Here is a 17415-nt window from a genome sequence, read left to right on the forward strand (position 1 = left end):
ACCCACTCCGACCGGTTTTAGCGCGGATTCCGCGGCCGCCTGTCCAGCGACGCCGGGCGCACCCTCGCCGGCCGGTCTGGCTCAAAGGAGGAAGTCGAGCACCTTGAAGAGGATGAGAATGGTGGCGGCGACGTCGTTGCCGGTGTCCGTCTCCACCGGCATGTCGCAGTCGATCAGCGCGACCCCACTCTCCAGATTGGAGCCCTGCCAGACCGAGTTCAGGCTCTGGTCGGTGCCGTTCTGCGACCACTCGAAGCTCTTGGAGCCCCCGACCGAGGCGAGAGAGCCGTTCAGGTCTCCCACGACCTTGAAATTGGTGTTGTGCAGGCGGCCCGATAAGATCCACTGACCGGTACGGAACAGTTCGATCGTCCCGGTGCCCTCGACACCGTCCTTGTCGATCCAGAAGTCCCTCGTGAACGAGATTGCCTCGTTCGCCGAGAGCTTCGTGACGCCGGCGGAGAAGTGGCCGAAGGCCGTCGCCGTGCTGGAACTGTCCGGCTTGATGTCGGTCAACTCGACCGTCGGATTATCCTGCAAGAACCGGTTAACATTGGTAAGAGTAGTTTGCGAGGGTGCAGACCTCTTCGGGCCTAGACCGTGAGCTGGTCGAGGAAGTCCCGAGCGCGCTCTGGCCAGGCAGCGGCAAAGCCGGCGCTGACGCCAGCAACAGCGGCCGACCACATCGGTGATGGCGCCCGAGGTTGAGGTCTTCGATGCCCAACGGCCCGCCACAGCCAACCGTGGCGCAATCACCGCACCGTGGGGTCTGGGGCTCGGGCCCCAGGAGAAAAAACGAGCGACCAAGGTCCGCGCATTCCGCGGACAAAGGTCGCCTCGAGCTCGTGCCCCCGGCAGGATTCGAACCTGCGCTTTCGCCTCCGGAGGGCGACAAGCCATGTCACCATTCGAGTCCCTTGACCAGGCAAGACAGAAGGTTCTGGTAGTCCGGGAACCGCAGCTTCGGCACGCATCAGGCAACGTTGATGACGATGACCTTCGATTGCATGAGAGTCATCGACCTTGCTGACTGAGGACCGACTAGGTTCACGCAACTCCACGAGATGCACCCGGCTGTCGATCTTGGTCATGGCACAACTACGCTCTGTCCATGGTGAGCCTTCCACTGCTGCCACACCGGTGCCCGCCCGAGGATGCGGTCCCGGCGAGCGGTGACTTCTTCCGCCTGGCGGGGAAGAATGTTCCCATGGGCGGTACGCCTGGCGCCGACGACTGGATCCTTCCTTACAGGAAGGCGAAGGGCCAGTGCGCGGGTAAGATCGAAGAATGCGTATGTCACTCACATTCGCTTTATGCCGACATCGAAGACGCGTACCGGGCGATCCGGTTAATTCCGGCCTTTCGGAACAAAGTTATCGCTAAAGTGACACTCACCCCAGAGATGGGACGAATTAAGCATACCTCCAGAAGCCAGACTCCGAGCCACTACTCATGGTGGCCGGCGGCTCCGGATCTGGTTCCCACTGCGACGGTAGTTGGATGATGGCCATGGATCTCGTTCCTCCGCACGACACCTTCCTCGGTCTGCTCGAAATCGACGAAGTTTACTTGGACTACGACGGTCCCAGATTCTTCTGCGCCGTCAGTCGCAGCGGTCGTCGCTACCTTGCGCTGCATATTGACGAAGATGAAGTGACAGAGACCTATCTTTACCTGCCTGTCTCGGAGGACAGATTCAAGGTTGTAAGAAGCGGCGGGATGAGCATTAGGTCAGCCTTCCGAGAGCCCGAGGATGGGTATGTCTACGCGGTCAAAGCAGACTATGCCGCTGGCTCCAATTCGATAGCTCCACTTGATGGCGGCGGTCTGACGGACGAGCAACTTCCAGCCACCGACATATCGCTGGAAATATCAACCCCCACTCGCCCTGCATTCAGGTCGGATCAGCTCGCCGTTAGGTCAGGCAGGGAGCGTCGGACATTCCTGGCTTTTGAGATCGAACCCGCGACCGTAACCAGGACCGAACTTCCCCTGCGATCTTTGTCCCGGATTGCAGGCACCCTGCAGGAGACTATCGATGCCCTCGCTCAGGAGGCCGCCGGGAGGGCTACCCCTAGAGGGATGATTCAGCATGACATCCTGCGGGACTCTGAATTGGTATTCCGCGAGAGTCAAGCGGCCTCGTTTGTCCTAGTTGCAGCATCTGGTTCGCAGGCGAACGACGAAGGTCGGCTAATGGAGTCTCAGCTACTTCGGCGTTCTTGCGAGAGACTAGTTGCACTTCTAAATGAAGGCGAATCGCCAAATGGCCTTCGTGAACTTGTTGGGACCTATGGCGTTCGAGCGCGCGCGAAATACCGCGCGCTACTTGAAGCTTTATTGGACGAGGGTACAGGCGTTTCGGCATTTGTCGCCACAGACTTCGGGAATAGCTTTAGTGGCTCACTAAAGCCAGAAGAAGTGAAGGCAAATCTTGGTCTGCTTCGAGAAATCGGTACTGAAGTTGTTTCTCAACACTTAGAACGAGTGAATATTGTTGGCATGAACTTGCGGACAGGAAGCTTCGAGCTTTACGACGCCCGCGAACATAAGAAATATTCAGGCAGAATGGAACTCGAAGCGCGCGACCAGATTGCTGGTCTGCCCACTGGCTTCGAACACTTCTATTCCGCCGACCTCCTTGCCCAGGAAAAGTATTCAAACTTCAGTGACGAAGTGAGATGGACTTACCGTCTTGCTTCCATTGGCCGGGCCTATGGCCTGCCTGATGTTGATATTCCAATAAGGCCAAGAAGCGAGGAAGAGGCCGTCTAGAAAACGCCTTCAACTCCCGCAGAGTTAAGCTCCGGATGTCATTTTAATAGTCCTATCGGCATCTAGGGAAGGGCCCTTCGTCACGATGAAAATTGACGCCTCAATGGGCCTTTTTGCGTCTTTCGGGACCGGTCGTGCACACCTGGTATTGCCTTGCCCTTATAGTCTTAAGCAATATTGTCAGATTGCTCTTAGTGTCGGACTATGAATTCGTCTCAGATGCCTCGAACTGATGCCGCCGAATGTCAGGAATGCGCTTCCGGTATCCTAGCGCCAACCGAATCGAACTGGAGCGTTAGTTATGGGTGCTGTCGAGCGGACTCTTGTTCTGCTGAAGCCGGATGCGGTGGCTCGTGGGTTGGCTGGCCGGATTCTTCAGCGGTTTGAGGAGGCTGGGCTGAAGGTCGTTGGGACCAAGATGGTGCTGATGGATGCGGAGCTGGCGAAGAAGCACTACTTCGACCTGGAAGAGCGGTTCGGGAAGTCTGTGTTCGACGTGACGGCGAACTTCATGCAGACCGGGCCGGTCATCGCCCTGGTGCTGGAGGGTGTGGAGGCCGTCCCGACCGTTCGGCGGCTGGTGGGGGCTACGTTCCCGAACCAGTCGGCGCCGGGGACGATCCGTGGGGACTTCGCGCACACGTCGAAGGCTTACACCGAGGCCAAGCACATCGTTGCGGCGAACCTGATTCACGCCTCCGGTAACTCCGAAGAGGCCAAGTACGAGGTTGACCTGTGGTTCGACAGCTCTGAGCTGTTCGAGTACCAGACTGTGGCCGAGCGGTACCTGTTCTGATGGTTGATGAGGAAGTCGTTCAGCGCCCCTCGCTGAGTGAGATCCGGAAGCAGTACGACGAAGAGCTTCACTTCCAGGACGACCGGGCTGCCGCGGAGTACGCCTATGCGCTGGCTGTCCGGCTGCGTGAGGTGGGGCTGATCGGCGAGGCTCGGCGGTTTGCCGCTGAGTGCCTTGAGCTTGCTGAGCGGCTGCCGGCTAAGACACTGGATGACGTGGTGTCGTCTCGGCAGTCGGTTGGCGGTGTTCCATTGCCGGATCACTTCCACGATGGTGTGGTCCGGGCACGACTCGCGGATCTACTCAGCCCGACCTGAGCCGGAGGGCGTCAGTGGAGGTTGGCGTCCAGGTGCTGTTGCACCGGCTCGTAGAACGGATACGGGACGTACTCGGTGAGGGTGGCGCGGTCGCACCACGCCACCTCTGCCAGTTCTTCGGCGTCGCCGACGTGGGCGGTCCCGCTCACGACCTCGCAGGCGAAGTAGTACATCGTCCGGCCGGTGTTGGGGTGTACTCGCCAGCCGAGGTCGCCGATCACGCGGACGGTCAGGCCGGTTTCTTCCTCGGCTTCGCGGACGGCGCCAGCATCCGGAGTCTCGCCGGTCTCCACCTCGCCGGCGGGGAATTGCCAGGATAGCTGGCCTTCCTTCACGCGGCGACGGGCCATAAGGACTTTGCCGTCGTTGACGATGACTGCGGCCGCGATGGGTGGGCGGTCGTCGGTTGTGGGTTCACTCATTGCTGCTCTCCAAGGCGTGCAGAACTGGCTCGTAGATGCGTTGTTGGGGGATGAAGCGGGTGACGTCTGCCTTGGGCGCCCAGAGCGCGCTGGTGTTCTCGATTTCGTCACGGTTGACGACGTCGCCGGCGAGGTAGTCGCAGAGGAAGTAGCTGGCGTTGACGCCGGAGAGCGGATGGACGCGGGAGCCCAACTCGTCGCGGATGACGCAATGGATGCCGGTCTCGGCGAGGGTTTCGCGGACGGCGACGGTTGCCGGGTTGGCGCCGGGCTTGACGATGCCGGCGGGGAATTGCCAGGTGATGCCGCTGGGGTCGGCGTCGCGGCGGCAGACCAGCAAGACCTCTGTCTCGTTGACCACTACGGCGATCGCGACGGCCAGGGCGACGGCGCCGCCGGCTGCTGCGGCCTCGGCGTCGTCGTCGGCCTTGAGCTGGCGGGCGAAGCGGAGCTTGGCCGGCTCGTCGGCTCGGCTGTAGGCGGTGTCCAGTGCCCGTTGCAGCTCTGGCCGGATGACGATCTCTGGTCGTTCGCTCCAGGCGGCGATGGTGCGCTTGGCGACGCCGATCAGGGCGGCCATCTCGTCCTGGGACATGCGCAATGCGGCTTGAAGTGCGGTGGCGTGGCGGCCGGTCCACTGATCGATGACGGTGTGTCTGGCTGGTTGGCTCACGTGGCAGCCACCGCTCGCCGGATCGAGGGCAGCTTGGGCTGCGCGTTTGGTTGACGGCGCAGACGGAATCCCATGGATCAGTCGGGAACCACGAGAGTTGTGCCGGTCGGGTAGGTCTCTACGTCGCCGTTCGCACGGGTGACCGTGACGGCTGCGGCGGAGGTGACGGTGTCGCCCGGTGCCAGCTCGACTCGTTCGGGGGCCTCGGCGACGAAGGTGCCGTGGCCCTGGCGGATCTCGATGAGTCCTTCGGTGCGCAGGACGGCCATGGCGCGGCGGACGGTCTCGCGGGCGAGGCCGAATTCGTCGTGGAGATCTTTCTCGGAGGGCATCCTTTGGCCGGGCTGCAACTCTCCGTTACTGATGCGATCCCGCAGGATGCCGGCAAGCTGCCGATAAGCAGCGCCTTCGCGATCCGGGGTAATCACATGCTCACGTTAGGTATGGGCAGGCGGTCGGCTAGTGGCGTATGCGTCTAGACGTCTGTATCTTTTTCGGCATAGTCATCACGCCAGCCTCACTGGCGCTCCTCCGCCTCTGAGGCCACTCGACCAGGGAGGCCAGACATGGCCGGAAAGCCAGTCACCAAGCGCCGGCGGAAGTGCCCGCTCTACTGCACAACGGATCACCGGCTTGACTCCGAGCGGCACGAGCATCACATCGCGGAGGTGTATGTACCTCGCGGGCACGTCGCGGTCAACGTCAACGTGGTCCGTGGTGACGGGACGGACGAGATCGAGTTGAGCGCCGGCCGGGATGGAACCGTGCCGGCCGTTACGCAGATGACGGCCGATGAGGCCCGGTCGCTTCGCGACGCGCTCAACGTTGCTGTCGTCCTTCTGGAGCGCACGTAACGCGTACGGATACAGCGAGCCCCGGATGCCAGTGGCGTCCGGGGCTCGCTACTTCACCGCAACTGCATCAGAGATGCATCGGTGATGGTTGTTGCCTCATCGGCAGCGCACGGCTTTCCCGGTTGACTTGGTCTTACCGGAAAGCAGCGCTGACGAGAGGAGGTGAAGAGCTGATGTCGGATCAGGCTTCGGCGGATCCGCGACGCGGGCGGGATGCTTGCCACTCCCGGATGGCCGCCGGCCGCCAGGCGGGCGAACGCCCGAACGTCCGGTCCGGCGCCGGCGCCTGGCCACGTGACACGTAGGACCGCCAGGTGGCAGGACTGATCGGCGCTCCCACGGACTCCAGGAACGCCACTACGTCGTCAGTCGTCCACCAGTCACGGGGCAGCTCACTGCTCGTTTCGGCCATCACCGGCGAGGTTACGCGATCCACAGTCACGGTGACTTGGCCACCACTCCCCATCACGATCTCGACCCGGCACCCCGTTTGCTCTAATACAACGTTGCGTTGTAGCGTCGCTCCCATGGACACAACGCCACGTTGTATTCGGCTCCGATGTTGTCCGGTCGGCATCCCTCCGGAAGGACACCTGTGTTCCGCGTACCCGATGAACCCACCCCGGCCCACCTCGCAGCGATCGAGCGCGAGCAGCGCCTTCTCGAAGCCGAGATCGCGCTGGTCGACGCAGAGATCCGCTTCCTCACCGCAGAACCGGCTCCGACCCAGCTCGACTGGCGCCGTCTGCGCCGCGCGCAGAACCGCGTGCTACGCGAAATGGTCGCTCTCGTCGAGCGCTACCTCCGCTCGATTGACGAGGTGGCCTGATGCCGGCGACCAACCCGACCCGTCACGTCAGGAGGCAAAGATGAGCCTCGGCATCTTCTCCCTGATCCTCATCGCGGCACTGTTCATGCTGGCCATCGACCGCAAGACCCGCGGCCGGATCATCTTCGCGATCGTGTGCGCGCTGATGCTCGGCCTGGTCATCGCCGGCAGCAACGGCGTCCTCGCGAAGCCGTCGCACGCGCTGGTCGACGGCGTCCGCTCGGGCCTTACGTCCATCGGTCAGTCGCTGGGCGGCAGCAAGTGACCGGCGCTCAGTTGATCCGGGTGCGGTGGGGCGTACGCGGAGCCTTGGTCCTCGGGGTTGCGACCTCGGTCGCGGCCAACGTCCTGCACGCCCTGCCCAACCCGATCAGCCAGGCCATCGCGGCGTGGCCGCCACTGGCCCTGCTACTGACCGTCGAGCTGATCTCCCGGATACCGATACACCGCAAGTCTCTGGCAGCCGTGCGGCTCGCCGCGACCAGCTCGATCGCCGGCATCGCGGCCTGGGTGTCCTACTGGCACATGGCCGGTGTCGCGTCCCGGTACGGCGAGGTGGGAGCGGCGCCCTACCTGATCCCGCTGTCCGTCGACGGTCTGATCGTCGTCGCGTCCATCTGCCTCGTCGAGCTGTCCGGCCGCATCCAGGTCGCGGACAGCAAGCCGGTCGTGGCCGACGAACCTGTCACGGCCCCCGGATCGCTCGAAGCCCCGGACAGCAAAGCGGACATCGGCCCGGACGCCAATCCGGACAAGAGACGGACCCGTAAACGGGGCACCGGCCCGGCGGTCGCCCGGCTGCGCGCCCGGCACCCGGATCTGTCCAACCAAGAGATCGCCAAGCGTCTCGGCGTGACCGATCGCACCGTGCGGCGCCACCTGTCCGCGGCTGCCTGAGCCAAGGGAGAAACCCATGTCCGACAACGCAAAGGACCGACTCGCCATGGTCCTCAACGCCCTTGGCGACAACGCGGAAGACGTCGCTCACTTCCTGGAGTACGGCGGATGGCGTGGCCTCCGGAGCGACCTCGACGCATGTCCGGTGGCGCTATACCTGCGCACGGTCGTGGTCGATGTGACCGACGCCAAGGTCGGCAGGAAACGCGCGAAGGTCCACACGATCGACGGCGCGGACGTCGTCGTCACGTTGCCGCCCGCCGTGGCCGGCTTCGTGGTGGCGTTCGACGTCGGCGCGTTCCCCGGCCTCATCACCACGCTGACCGACGACAACGGCGACGTGATCGACGACCTCGAACGATAGCTCCGCCCGAGGCGCGGCCCACCGGCCTGCAAACCATCGGCCGCGCCTCGGCCCTCCCGAACGGCCCTCAGACCACCCGGAGGAACAACCATCATGGCAACGCCCAACCCCGATGGCGAGTTCGACTGGACCGCCGCAGAAGCGGACGTAGTCGACCTCGGCAACGCCCGCAAGAACCGGCGGCCGGAGACCTGGTCGGCCGACATCGACGACGAACACGACGAGATCGGCGACCAGCCGGTCCCTGTCGACTTGCCGGCCGCTCCGCCGGAGCGGAGCACCCGGTTGCCGATCGTTCCGGCCTGGCTTCGGTCCAAGAGCGAGGCGCTGGCCTTCGTACGGTGGTTCGTGGGCCACTACGCACACGTGACCGCCTATCACCTCGTCCGCGCGCCGCTCTACGCCGGCCGGCTGGTGTTTCGGGCGCCGCGCGGCACACTGCGCGCCGTCACCGCCACCGCGCGGTGGTCTACGGACGCCGAAGGGCGCCCGGTGCGGCTTGCGGCCGTCCGCCGCGAAGACGCCGAGGACTACCTACGGCTGTCACGGCAACGCGATGCACGGGTACGGCTGCGAACCCTGCTGTTGACGCTTGCCTTCGGCGTTGGCAGCACGGCCGTAGTGGCTCTGCTCGTCCTGGGTTCGCGATGGGTCTGGTATTGCGTCCTCGCCTCGGTCATCGTCCTGTTCGGGGTTATCGGTTCCACGCCGGACAAGCCGCTCATGGACGTCGCGGCCATCAAGCCGCGCGTCCGCAAGCTGACCGCCGACGTGCTCATGCGAGCGTTCCTCGCGGCCGGGCTGTGCAAGGCCGACGACCCGATCACGTTCCCGATGCCAATCATGCGGGACGGCCCTGGATGGCGCGCGGTCATCGACCTGCCGTTCGGCACCAAGGCCGACACCGCGATCAAGAAGCGCAACGATCTCGCCGCGGGGCTCGACCTGGACGAGGTGCAGGTCTGGCCGGAGCGAGTACGCGGTACGACGGGGTCCGCTCGCCGGCTGGCGCTGTGGGTCGCGGACGAGGATCCGTACGCGAAAGCCTCTGGTCTTTGGCCCTTGATCGCCAAGGGGAGCGTGGACGTCTTCGAGCCGTTCCCGTTCGGTGAGGATCAGCGCGGGCGCCCGGTGCGGCTGCTGATGATGTTCACGTCGCTGCTCATCGGAGCGATTCCGCGGATGGGCAAGACGTTCGCCGCCCGCGTGCCGGCGCTCGCGTGTGCGCTGGACCCGATCGTCGAGCTGCACATCTACGACGGCAAGGGAGGGCAGGACTGGCGTGCCTTCGAGCGCGTCGCTCACCGGATCGGCTTCGGTGTGCGCGATGAGGTGGTTCTGGCGCTGGTTGAGGATCTTCGCGCACTGGTCGCCGACATGAACCGGCGCTACGACACCATCGCGACGCTGTCGGCCGACATCTGCCCCGAATCGAAGGTGACCCGCGCGATCGCTGAGCGGCGCTCGCTCAAGCTCTGGCCGATCCTCGTCCTGATCGACGAGTTCCAGCGCTACAGCGGGCACTCGGTCTACGGCAGCGAGATCGTGGAGCTGCTGACCGAGCTGTGCAAGGTCGGTCCATCCGTCGGCATCATGATCGAGCTAGCTACTCAAAAGCCGGACGGCAAGGCCGTACCGACGGACCTCCGAGACAACATCGGTACGCGGTTCGCCCTCAAGACGATGACGTGGCAGTCGTCCGAGGCGGTTCTGGGCGCGGGTACCTACACAGCCGGGCACGACTCGTCGCGGTTCCAGCGAGCGCACAAGGGCGTTGGCATCCTGCTCGGTGCCGACGACTCCGGAGTCGTCGAGGACGCCATGACTGTGCGGACGAATCGCACGCCGCTGGCCGAGATCGACGCCGTCATCACGAGAGCGCGAGTGCTCCGAGAGGCGAGAGGAATGCTCACTGGGCACGCGGCCGGCGAACTGGCCGGTTCCGCCGATCCTGCGGCCACGATCCTCGACGACATCCTGACGGTCGTCCGGGCCGACGAGCCGAAGGTTTGGTCGGAGACCGTGGCCGCTCGGCTCGCCGAGTTGCGGCCCGAGGTCTACGGCGGCTGGAAGCCCGAGCAAATCGCGGCGGCGCTCAAGCCCTACGGCATCACCGTTGGCCGGCAAGTCTGGGGCACCGATTCGGTGACGGGCGAGAAGGCCAACCGCAAGGGCATCCACCGCGAGGAGATCGCGGCGGCAGTGGCCGAACGTAACCGACGCCGGCGCGCCGCCTGACGCGAGCGTGCCGCTAGATCTAGCCCCGCCAACCGCTAGGTCTAGCGGCACCGCTAGCCCCCTCAAACCCACCCCATCAGGACGCTAGCTCACTAGCGCCCCATGGCTGGACCTGACCAAAACCGCCCTGGAGGCCCTACATGGATGCCGCCCGCATCGCCGCTAGCCTGCTCTGCCCCGCCTTGATCGTCGTCACTCTTTGCTACGCCATCGTGCGCGTCGCCAACCCCTTTCGCACCTGTCGACGGTGCTCGGGCGCGGGAATCCGCGGCACGCGACTTGGCCTGCGGAGCAGGTCGTGCCCCCGGTGCGACGGCGTCGGCATTCACATCCGGTTCGGTCGCCACCTCTTCAACGAAGTCAGCCGGCTCTATCGCGACGGCACCCGATGAGTGGACCGACTCCCCGATCCGACAGGACCTGCGCACTGTGACCCGCACCCCACCGCACGACGAGGCTGCCGAGCGCGCCGTCATCGGCTCCGCCCTGCTCGCCCCGCGCCTCGTCGCGGACCTCTCCGACGTCGTGCAGCCCGAGGACTTCTACCGTCCGGCGCATGCCGAACTGTGGCGCATCCTCACGGGACTCCACGCCGCGGGAGCGCCAGCCGATCCGATCGCCGTTGCGGCCCACCTGGCTGACGCCGGGTCGCTTCGTCGGCTGGGCGGGGTGCCGTACCTGCACACGCTGGTTGCGGCGGTCCCCGCCACAGCGAATGCCACGCACTACGCCCGCATCATCGCTGAGCACGCGCGGCGCCGCGAGGTTGCGGTCTTGGGGAGTCGCCTGGCCCAGCTCGCCACCAGCAATGCCGACACTCGCGAAGTCCTTGCGACCGGCCGCGCTCTCCTCACCGCTGCACCCTCACCGGCTTGGCCGACGCCGATTCCGTTGTCCGGGCGCACTGCCCCACGGTCCTTCCCGGTCGACGCACTCCCGCACTGGTTGACCGACATGGTCGCTGCCGTCGCCGAGTTCACTCAGACCCCACCGGATCTGGCCGGATGCATCGCGCTCGCCGTGCTGTCCACAGCGGCCGGCGGCCGTGCCGAGGTTGAGGTACGCGGCTCTTGGCGGGAACCTACGAACCTTTTCACGGTCGTGGTGTTGCCACCCGGATCACGCAAGTCAGCCGTCTTCACCGCGCTGATTCGGCCACTGCTCGCGGCCGAGGCCGCCCTGGTCGAGCGCACCCGGCCCGCAATCGTCGAGGCGGAGCTGGCGCTCCGAGTTGCGGCAAAGGCCGCAGATCGTGCCGCGAACGCTGCGGCCGGCGCAACCGATGTGGCTGGGCGAGACCGCCTGTTGGCCGAGGCCACCGCTGCCGCGATGAGCGTCGAGACCATCACCGTGCCGCCGTTGCCACGCCTGGTCGCCGACGACGTCACCAGTGAGCAGGCCGCGTCGCTCCTGGCCGAGCAGGACGGCCGGCTGGCCGTGCTCTCCCCCGAAGGCGGGATCTTCGCGACCCTCGCCGGGCGCTACTCCGGAGCGCCGAATCTCGAGGTTTTCCTCAAAGGTCACGCCGGCGACATGCTTCGTGTCGATCGCCGCTCCCGGCCGGCTGAGCACGTTGACCGGCCCGCGCTCACGCTCGGCTTGGCTGTGCAGCCCGAGGTGCTGCGCGACATCGCGCAGATGCCGGGGTTTCGCGGCAAGGGCCTACTCGCCCGCATCCTCTTCGCCGTTCCGGAGAACACCGTTGGCCGGCGCCGCATCGGTGCCGACCCCATCCCGAACGTCGTCAGCGACGCGTACACCGAGACTCTGAGTGCTCTTGTGCTCGACCTGGCCGACCGGCGTGACCCTGTCGTGTTACCCCTGGCGCCCGAGGCCAACGAGCGGATGCTGGCGATCGAGCGCGACATTGAGCCGCGCTTGGCGCCCTCAGGGACCTGGGCACACATCGTCGACTGGGGCAGCAAGTACGCCGGAGCCATCGCGCGCATAGCTGGGCTCATCCACTCGGCGAGGGCAGTTCGCATGGCTCGATCAGTGCCGAGACGTTCGACCGGGCCACAACGATCGGCGCCTACTTCACCGATCACGCGTTGGCTGCCTTTGACGACATGGGCGCCGATCCGACCGTTGACGACGCACGGCATGTCCTGAGCTGGATCGAGCGCACCCAGGCCGAGCGATTCACCAAGCGCGACCTGTTCAGTGCCCTGTCCCGAGGCCGATTCCGCAAGGCCGCAGACCTCGACCCAGCCCTCAACATGCTGATGGGCCACGGATACCTGGCGGCCGCCCCGGCTCCCGAACGGCGTGGGGCAGGCCGGGCGCCGTCGCCGGCGTGGCTCGTCCACCCGGAGGTCATCCGACCCGCGGGCACCGTCAAGCCGATCAGTGCCGGACGGGCCTCATGATCGCGCGCTGCTCTCCGCGGAATCCGCGGAATCCGCCAAGCGCCCGGCCCGCCGACGATCTGCGGATTGCGCGGATTCTGCGGAGTCTCCCGAGTCCATCGTCACGCGGTCCTCCCTGCTGGGCTCCGAGCCCTGGTGACGAGTGAGGCCCTGCACATGACTCAAGGGAGGCACGACCTTGGCCCCCAGACAGGCCAACAACCAACCGGTCATCGACCTGACGCAGGAACGGCTGCGCCGAAGCCGTCCTGGACGAGCCGAGGCGTCGTCCAGGGCCCACCTGACCGTTGCCGACTTCTGCGCGGAGATGGATGTCGCCCGATCCACTTTCTACGACTGGCGGGCGAAACGCTTGGCGCCCCAGTGCATCAAGCTCCCGAACGGCGAGCTGCGCATCCGCCGAGCCGAGTTCGAGCGATGGCTGGACGAGCACGAGGAGAGGGCGGCGTAGGTGCCCACGACATTCGACGTGCGGATTCACAAGACGGACGTCTACAAGGGCTCGCGCACGACAACGCACTGGGTGCGGTGGAACGTGGCGGGTGCTGCCAAGAAGGAGCCGTTCAAGGAGAGGCGGCTGGCTGAGAGCTTTCGCTCGGAGTTGACCAGCGCGGCCCGCAAGGGGGAAGCGTTCGACGTCTCCACCGGCTTGCCGGTCTCTATGAGCCGGCTCTCCATCCAGATCTCTTGCTACGAACTGGCCCGCAGGTACGTCGACTTGAAGTGGCCCCGGTCGGCCGCCATAACCCGCAAGACGACGGCTGAAGCGCTGACCGCCGCATTGCCACTTCTGTTCAAGACCGCGCGAGGGAAGCCGGACGACCGCCTGATTCGCACAGCCCTCCGACGGTGGGCGTTCAACACCACCGCACGTGACAGCGAGGACATGCCGGCCAACATCCGTGCTGCGCTTGCCTGGGTCGAGCGCAACGCACTCCCTGCGGCGGACCTCGCCAATCCCACGGTCTTGAGAGCGGTCCTCGATGGGATGACGCTGAGGCTGGACGGCAAACCGGGCTCTCCAGTGGTCATTACCCGTCGCCGGAAAATCTTCACTGCCATGCTCGAATACGGCTCAGAAATCAACGCGCTGACGGCCAATCCGTGGCCGGAGATGAAGTGGACACCACCCCGAACCACGGCTGGAGGGATCGACCGTCGCAGGGTCGCTAACCCGATGCAGGTTCGCACGCTGCTAGCCGCAGTGCACGACACGGGAAGGGTCGGGCCTCGACTGGTTGCCTTCTACGGATGCCTCTACTACGCGGCCCTGCGTCCCGAGGAAGCAGTCGGGCTCATCGTCCCGCGGAACGTGCTCTTGCCAGACGAAGACGACCAGTGGGGTGAGTTTCTTCTCGACGCAGCCGAGCCGCACGCGGGGAAACACTGGACGGACACTGGCAAGAACAGGGACTACCGGCAGCTCAAGCAGCGTGCGATCGGAGAGGTACGTTCGGTGCCGTGCCCGCCACCGCTGACGACGCTCATCCGTAGTCACATTCGCATCTTCGGCCTCGGCCCTGGCGGCCGGCTCTTCGTCAGCGAGCGCAATAAGAACGAGCTGCCAATCTCCACGACCAACCGGATCTGGCGGTTGGCCCGCCAAGCGGCATTCACATCAGAAGTCACCGCATCGCCATTAGCCGAGACTCCGTACGACCTGCGACACGGCGCCGTCTCGACCTGGCTCAACGCGGGCATCTCACCGGCCCAGGTCGCCGAGTGGGCCGGCCACTCCCCAGAGGTCTTATGGCGGAACTACGCCAAGTGCCTAGACGGTGGTCAAACTGGATTGCGGCGGCGCATCGAAGGCGCCTACGGGATTGTCCCGACCCGCTGATCGGTCGACGGTGAACACACTTTAGCCACCGCTTCGATAAGGGCAGCCAGCGTCGGCCGGACGCTCGCAGCGAGGTGGCCCGCACCTAGACGCTGATGCGGGCCACTGGGGCACGGCGAGCTACTCAGCTCTTATCTGCCGCTCTTGTTCTTCGACGGGTCGACGAGCTTCCATGGCCCTCCCTTAGGAGTGGGCGGAAGCGTCTTGCCTTTCGGGACCGTCGTCTCGGCACCGCCCTTCGCCGGCCGATACTGGCCGGACTTCGGAGCGGGCTTACCGGGGTTTGTCGGGCTTGCCTTCTTCGCCACGCGGATCACCTCCCGTCCGAGCACGGAGCAACTCCGAGAGACGGCCCCTCGCGTCTGAGGAGCCGTTCCTGCTACAGTCCGACTTCTTGCGGAAGTAAAGGACCTGGTGAGTGCTCTACCCAGCACTCGCCGGGTCTTTTCGCGCTTCTGGGAGAGAACGGTGACACATTGCGAGCCCTCGCACAAGCTTCCGCGAGGCCATGGCTTACACGGCTGTAACTCCCCATATGTTGTGGTGAACCACGAACCACCCCGAACATGTGGGTAACTGTGACGAGTTATCCACAGGGAGTGCTGAAGCCTTCTCCGAACGTGCGTTCGACATACTATATGGGTCTCTTCGTCCGCTTTTATATAGAGGATGTCTAGCTCTTAAGCGCGATCGGCTGTGGATCGCTATGTGGATAGCTTGGGACGGTTTGAGGACACCCAATCGCTGCCATTCGATATGTGATCTAGGGCACCTTGTCTCGCGTGTCGGAGATCCGTTACACCACGGCGAAACCGACATCGTTGTCAACGTGCGACGGCGGCGTTGCGGGGTGGCGCTGCATGAATCCATAACTAGCTACGCCCCTCTATTGAAGACATTGCCTGTGGGCGACGACAGCAAGCGGCTCCCTTTTGAACCGTGCGCGTCGCACCTCTCGCCAATGAAGAGAAGACGTAGCCAGCGCCGTCAGACGCTGATGAGCCTGGCGCGACGGGGACTCGACCTCAGTTCAGGGTTAGCCAATCTGCACCGATGGGCCACGGTGGGGGAGCTCCGCGTCGGCAGGTGCGGTCTGGATTGGGCCATCGCAAGAGGTCCACGAAAGTGGATGACCGCCAACCCGGCAAGGGTTCGCCTCTCGCCGAGCGCGAACGGCACGTCATTGAGCCGGATCGAAGCTCACCATCACCGCGAACTTCGGCACGTATTCGGCAAGACCGGCCGTCGAGGGCCAGTGACCGTCGGATGCAACTGGACGGGCAAAAAGGCCACCGACCGAATTATCCCTGGTCAGTGGCCTGAATGTCCTGGTGAACTATCGTGCCCCCGGCAGGATTCGAACCTGCGCTTTCGCCTCCGGAGGGCGACGCTCTATCCCCTGAGCTACGGGGGCTCAGCGGGTTAAACCCTAGCAGGCACCGCGGAACGCTGACCAATCGGCACCCCGGCGGTGCGTCGCCGCTAGGAGCCCGCCTGGATCTTCGCCAGCATGTCGTCTATCAGGTTGATCTCGCCCTGCTGGGCGGTGACCATCGTCTGGGCCAGCCAGCGGACGTCCTTGTTGTCGGACTGCTCGATGATGCCCTGGGCCATGTGGATGCCGCCCAGGTGGTGGGCCCTCATCAAGGTCAGGAACTGGGTGTCCAGCGGCCTGCCCGTGGCCGTGCGCAATGCGGCCATCTGGGTCGGGTTGGCCATGCCGGGCATCAGGCCGTTGACCACCGCGCCCTCGGAGTTTGGCATCCAGGACATTGCCGGTTGGCTGCCGGTGGGGCTCAGGCTCGAGTCGCGCAGCCAGGCCTGCATCATGCCGATCTGGCCCTGCTGGGTCATCGCGATGTCGGCGGAGAGGCTGACGATGCCGGAGTCCGTCGAGCCCGCGTGGGCCAGCATGGCCATCTCGACGGCCTGGGCGTGGTGGGTGCTCATGTCGCGCAGGAAGCCCGCCTCCGGCGACGTGTCGCCGGGGTGGCCGACCAGGCGGCCGGCCAGCAGGGTGCCGCCGGCGCCGAGCAGCAGGCCGACGATCAGGAGGGCGGCCAGCCAGCCCGCGCCGAAGGTGAAGTCGCGCTTCGGCGAGTGCCCGTTGACCGGGGCGGCCGCGTCGGCTGCCCCGGTCTCGGTGGTGGTGACCGGCATCAGGAGTCCTGCGGCGTGTTTCCGACCGCGGTGACACCGCTGGAGCAGGCGGCGGTGGGCTCGACCGAGGCGTTGACCCGCAGCGCCTTGATGAACTCGTCGATCCGCGGGTCGGCGGCCGAGTCGACCTTCAGCTGATAACCCCAGGCCTGCAGGGAGACCGGCTTGTCGAGGTCGGCGATCGGGCTCATGAGCATGTATTCCTTGCCCTCGACCTTGGACTTGAGCGTGGCCACCTGGTCGGCGGGCAGATCAGACTTGTACGTGACCCAGACCGCGCCGTGCTCGAGGCTGTGCACGGCGTTTTCCTTCGGGATGGGCTCCGTGTAGATGTCGCCCATGCAGTTCTCCCAGCGCGGGCTGTGGTCGCCGCCCACCGGGGGACTGGTCTTGTATGTCAGCACGCCCGTCTTGTGGTTGCGAGCCGTGATCGTGGCGTCGCTGTTGGTGCGGTAGTTCACGATGCCCGAGATGGCGGCGGCGCGCTCCTCCCACGGGGTGCTCGCCTCGTTGCTCGACTTGGTCGCCGCATAGACGCCGTACCCGATGATGCCGATCGCGATCAGCACGACGGCGCCGGCGACGAGGATCGGGCCCCAGTTGCGCCCACCGGCGACCTTGACCGGGGTGATCGGCTTGCGCCCCTTGCCACCGCCGCCCTTGCCGGCGGGCCGGGCCTTGGCCGGGCCCGACTTGGCCGCCTTCGAGGCGCCCGCGGCCGGAGGTTTGCCCTGGCCGGAGGTCTTGGAGACCTTCACGGTGGACGGGACCCGCTCGGGACCCGGAGTGCTCATGCTCATCGTGCCTCGTCAATTCGTCTGTTGTGCGGCCGGCGGAACGGCGGAGGCGGCGCGGGAGGCCGCTGAGCGGCAAAGTCTACC

19 protein-coding genes and 2 tRNA genes are annotated in these 17415 nt (G+C 65.3%); 13 read left to right on the forward strand and 8 right to left on the reverse strand.

The genetic code is table 11. The annotated features are described in order from the left end of the window. Positions 1-81: 81 nt before the first annotated feature. Together ACZ6TI_RS00730 and ACZ6TI_RS00735 are read right to left on the reverse strand one after the other, a co-directional pair. Positions 82-516, reverse strand: a complete 435-nt coding sequence (locus tag ACZ6TI_RS00730; protein ID WP_465342866.1) for a hypothetical protein — start codon at positions 514-516, stop codon at positions 82-84. Positions 517-846: 330 nt separating this feature from the next. Continuing rightward, positions 847-927 (reverse strand) — tRNA-Arg (locus ACZ6TI_RS00735). A 573-nt stretch (positions 928-1500) separates the two neighbouring features. Here ACZ6TI_RS00735 and ACZ6TI_RS00740 point away from each other — a divergent pair. The 3 genes from ACZ6TI_RS00740 (at position 1501) to ACZ6TI_RS00750 (ending at position 3888) form a co-directional block, all read left to right on the forward strand. After that, positions 1501-2775, forward strand: a complete 1275-nt coding sequence (locus ACZ6TI_RS00740) for a DUF6575 domain-containing protein (RefSeq protein ID WP_465342867.1) — start codon at positions 1501-1503, stop codon at positions 2773-2775. Between the two features lie 301 nt (positions 2776-3076). Continuing rightward, complete coding sequence (locus ACZ6TI_RS00745; protein ID WP_465342868.1) at positions 3077-3571, forward strand: nucleoside-diphosphate kinase; 495 nt, start codon at positions 3077-3079, stop codon at positions 3569-3571. Further along, positions 3571-3888 (forward strand): hypothetical protein, encoded by a 318-nt coding sequence (locus tag ACZ6TI_RS00750; protein ID WP_465342869.1) that lies wholly within the window; start codon positions 3571-3573, stop codon positions 3886-3888. The genes ACZ6TI_RS00745 and ACZ6TI_RS00750 overlap by 1 nt, the downstream gene beginning before the upstream one ends. Positions 3889-3899: 11 nt before the next feature. Here ACZ6TI_RS00750 and ACZ6TI_RS00755 read toward each other — a convergent pair whose 3' ends face one another. The 3 genes from ACZ6TI_RS00755 to ACZ6TI_RS00765 form a co-directional block, all read right to left on the reverse strand. Then, positions 3900-4310: an NUDIX hydrolase gene (locus ACZ6TI_RS00755; RefSeq protein WP_465342870.1), complete on the reverse strand. Its 411-nt coding sequence runs from the start codon at positions 4308-4310 to the stop codon at positions 3900-3902. Further along, positions 4303-4905 (reverse strand): NUDIX domain-containing protein, encoded by a 603-nt coding sequence (locus ACZ6TI_RS00760; RefSeq protein WP_465342871.1) that lies wholly within the window; start codon positions 4903-4905, stop codon positions 4303-4305. The genes ACZ6TI_RS00755 and ACZ6TI_RS00760 overlap by 8 nt, the downstream gene beginning before the upstream one ends. A gap of 155 nt (positions 4906-5060) precedes the next feature. Then, a complete protein-coding gene (locus ACZ6TI_RS00765; RefSeq protein ID WP_364468416.1) occupies positions 5061-5411 on the reverse strand; it encodes a GntR family transcriptional regulator in 351 nt (116 codons plus the stop codon). Positions 5412-5549: 138 nt separating this feature from the next. Here ACZ6TI_RS00765 and ACZ6TI_RS00770 point away from each other — a divergent pair, with 138 nt between their 5' ends. From ACZ6TI_RS00770 to ACZ6TI_RS00815, 10 genes are all read left to right on the forward strand, one after another. Further along, positions 5550-5837 carry a hypothetical protein gene (locus tag ACZ6TI_RS00770; RefSeq protein WP_465342872.1) on the forward strand — a complete coding sequence of 96 codons (288 nt, stop codon included), beginning with the start codon at positions 5550-5552 and terminating at the stop codon, positions 5835-5837. Positions 5838-6432: 595 nt separating this feature from the next. Beyond that, positions 6433-6666, forward strand: coding sequence for a DUF6284 family protein (locus ACZ6TI_RS00775; RefSeq protein ID WP_465342873.1), 234 nt, complete (start codon positions 6433-6435; stop codon positions 6664-6666). A 40-nt stretch (positions 6667-6706) separates the two neighbouring features. Further along, the gene (locus tag ACZ6TI_RS00780) at positions 6707-6931 is read left to right on the forward strand and encodes a hypothetical protein (protein WP_465342874.1); all 225 of its coding nucleotides are present in this window, start codon (positions 6707-6709) and stop codon (positions 6929-6931) included. Continuing rightward, positions 6928-7563, forward strand: a complete 636-nt coding sequence (locus ACZ6TI_RS00785) for a helix-turn-helix domain-containing protein (protein ID WP_465342875.1) — start codon at positions 6928-6930, stop codon at positions 7561-7563. The genes ACZ6TI_RS00780 and ACZ6TI_RS00785 overlap by 4 nt, the downstream gene beginning before the upstream one ends. A 16-nt stretch (positions 7564-7579) precedes the next feature. Beyond that, complete coding sequence (locus ACZ6TI_RS00790) at positions 7580-7927, forward strand: hypothetical protein (RefSeq protein WP_465342876.1); 348 nt, start codon at positions 7580-7582, stop codon at positions 7925-7927. A gap of 93 nt (positions 7928-8020) precedes the next feature. Next, positions 8021-10165: a P-loop NTPase family protein gene (locus tag ACZ6TI_RS00795; protein WP_465342877.1), complete on the forward strand. Its 2145-nt coding sequence runs from the start codon at positions 8021-8023 to the stop codon at positions 10163-10165. Between the two features lie 429 nt (positions 10166-10594). After that, entirely contained in the window at positions 10595-12277 is a 1683-nt protein-coding gene (locus ACZ6TI_RS00800; RefSeq protein WP_465342878.1) for a YfjI family protein, read from the forward strand. Continuing rightward, positions 12235-12534 (forward strand): hypothetical protein, encoded by a 300-nt coding sequence (locus tag ACZ6TI_RS00805; RefSeq protein ID WP_465342879.1) that lies wholly within the window; start codon positions 12235-12237, stop codon positions 12532-12534. The genes ACZ6TI_RS00800 and ACZ6TI_RS00805 overlap by 43 nt, the downstream gene beginning before the upstream one ends. A 178-nt stretch (positions 12535-12712) precedes the next feature. Further along, positions 12713-12985 (forward strand): helix-turn-helix transcriptional regulator, encoded by a 273-nt coding sequence (locus ACZ6TI_RS00810; RefSeq protein WP_465342880.1) that lies wholly within the window; start codon positions 12713-12715, stop codon positions 12983-12985. After that, positions 12986-14374, forward strand: coding sequence for a tyrosine-type recombinase/integrase (locus tag ACZ6TI_RS00815; protein WP_465342881.1), 1389 nt, complete (start codon positions 12986-12988; stop codon positions 14372-14374). Between the two features lie 1342 nt (positions 14375-15716). On the opposite strand, the gene ACZ6TI_RS00820 is transcribed toward ACZ6TI_RS00815, so the two are convergent. The 3 genes from ACZ6TI_RS00820 to ACZ6TI_RS00830 form a co-directional block, all read right to left on the reverse strand. After that, positions 15717-15788, reverse strand: a tRNA-Arg gene (locus ACZ6TI_RS00820). A 68-nt stretch (positions 15789-15856) separates the two neighbouring features. Further along, complete coding sequence (locus tag ACZ6TI_RS00825) at positions 15857-16534, reverse strand: DUF305 domain-containing protein (RefSeq protein ID WP_465342882.1); 678 nt, start codon at positions 16532-16534, stop codon at positions 15857-15859. Continuing rightward, a complete protein-coding gene (locus ACZ6TI_RS00830) occupies positions 16534-17334 on the reverse strand; it encodes a DUF3105 domain-containing protein (RefSeq protein ID WP_465342883.1) in 801 nt (266 codons plus the stop codon). The genes ACZ6TI_RS00825 and ACZ6TI_RS00830 overlap by 1 nt, the downstream gene beginning before the upstream one ends. Between the last annotated feature and the right edge of the window lie 81 nt (positions 17335-17415).

It is taken from the genome of Actinoplanes sp. NPDC051388, assembly GCF_055586225.1.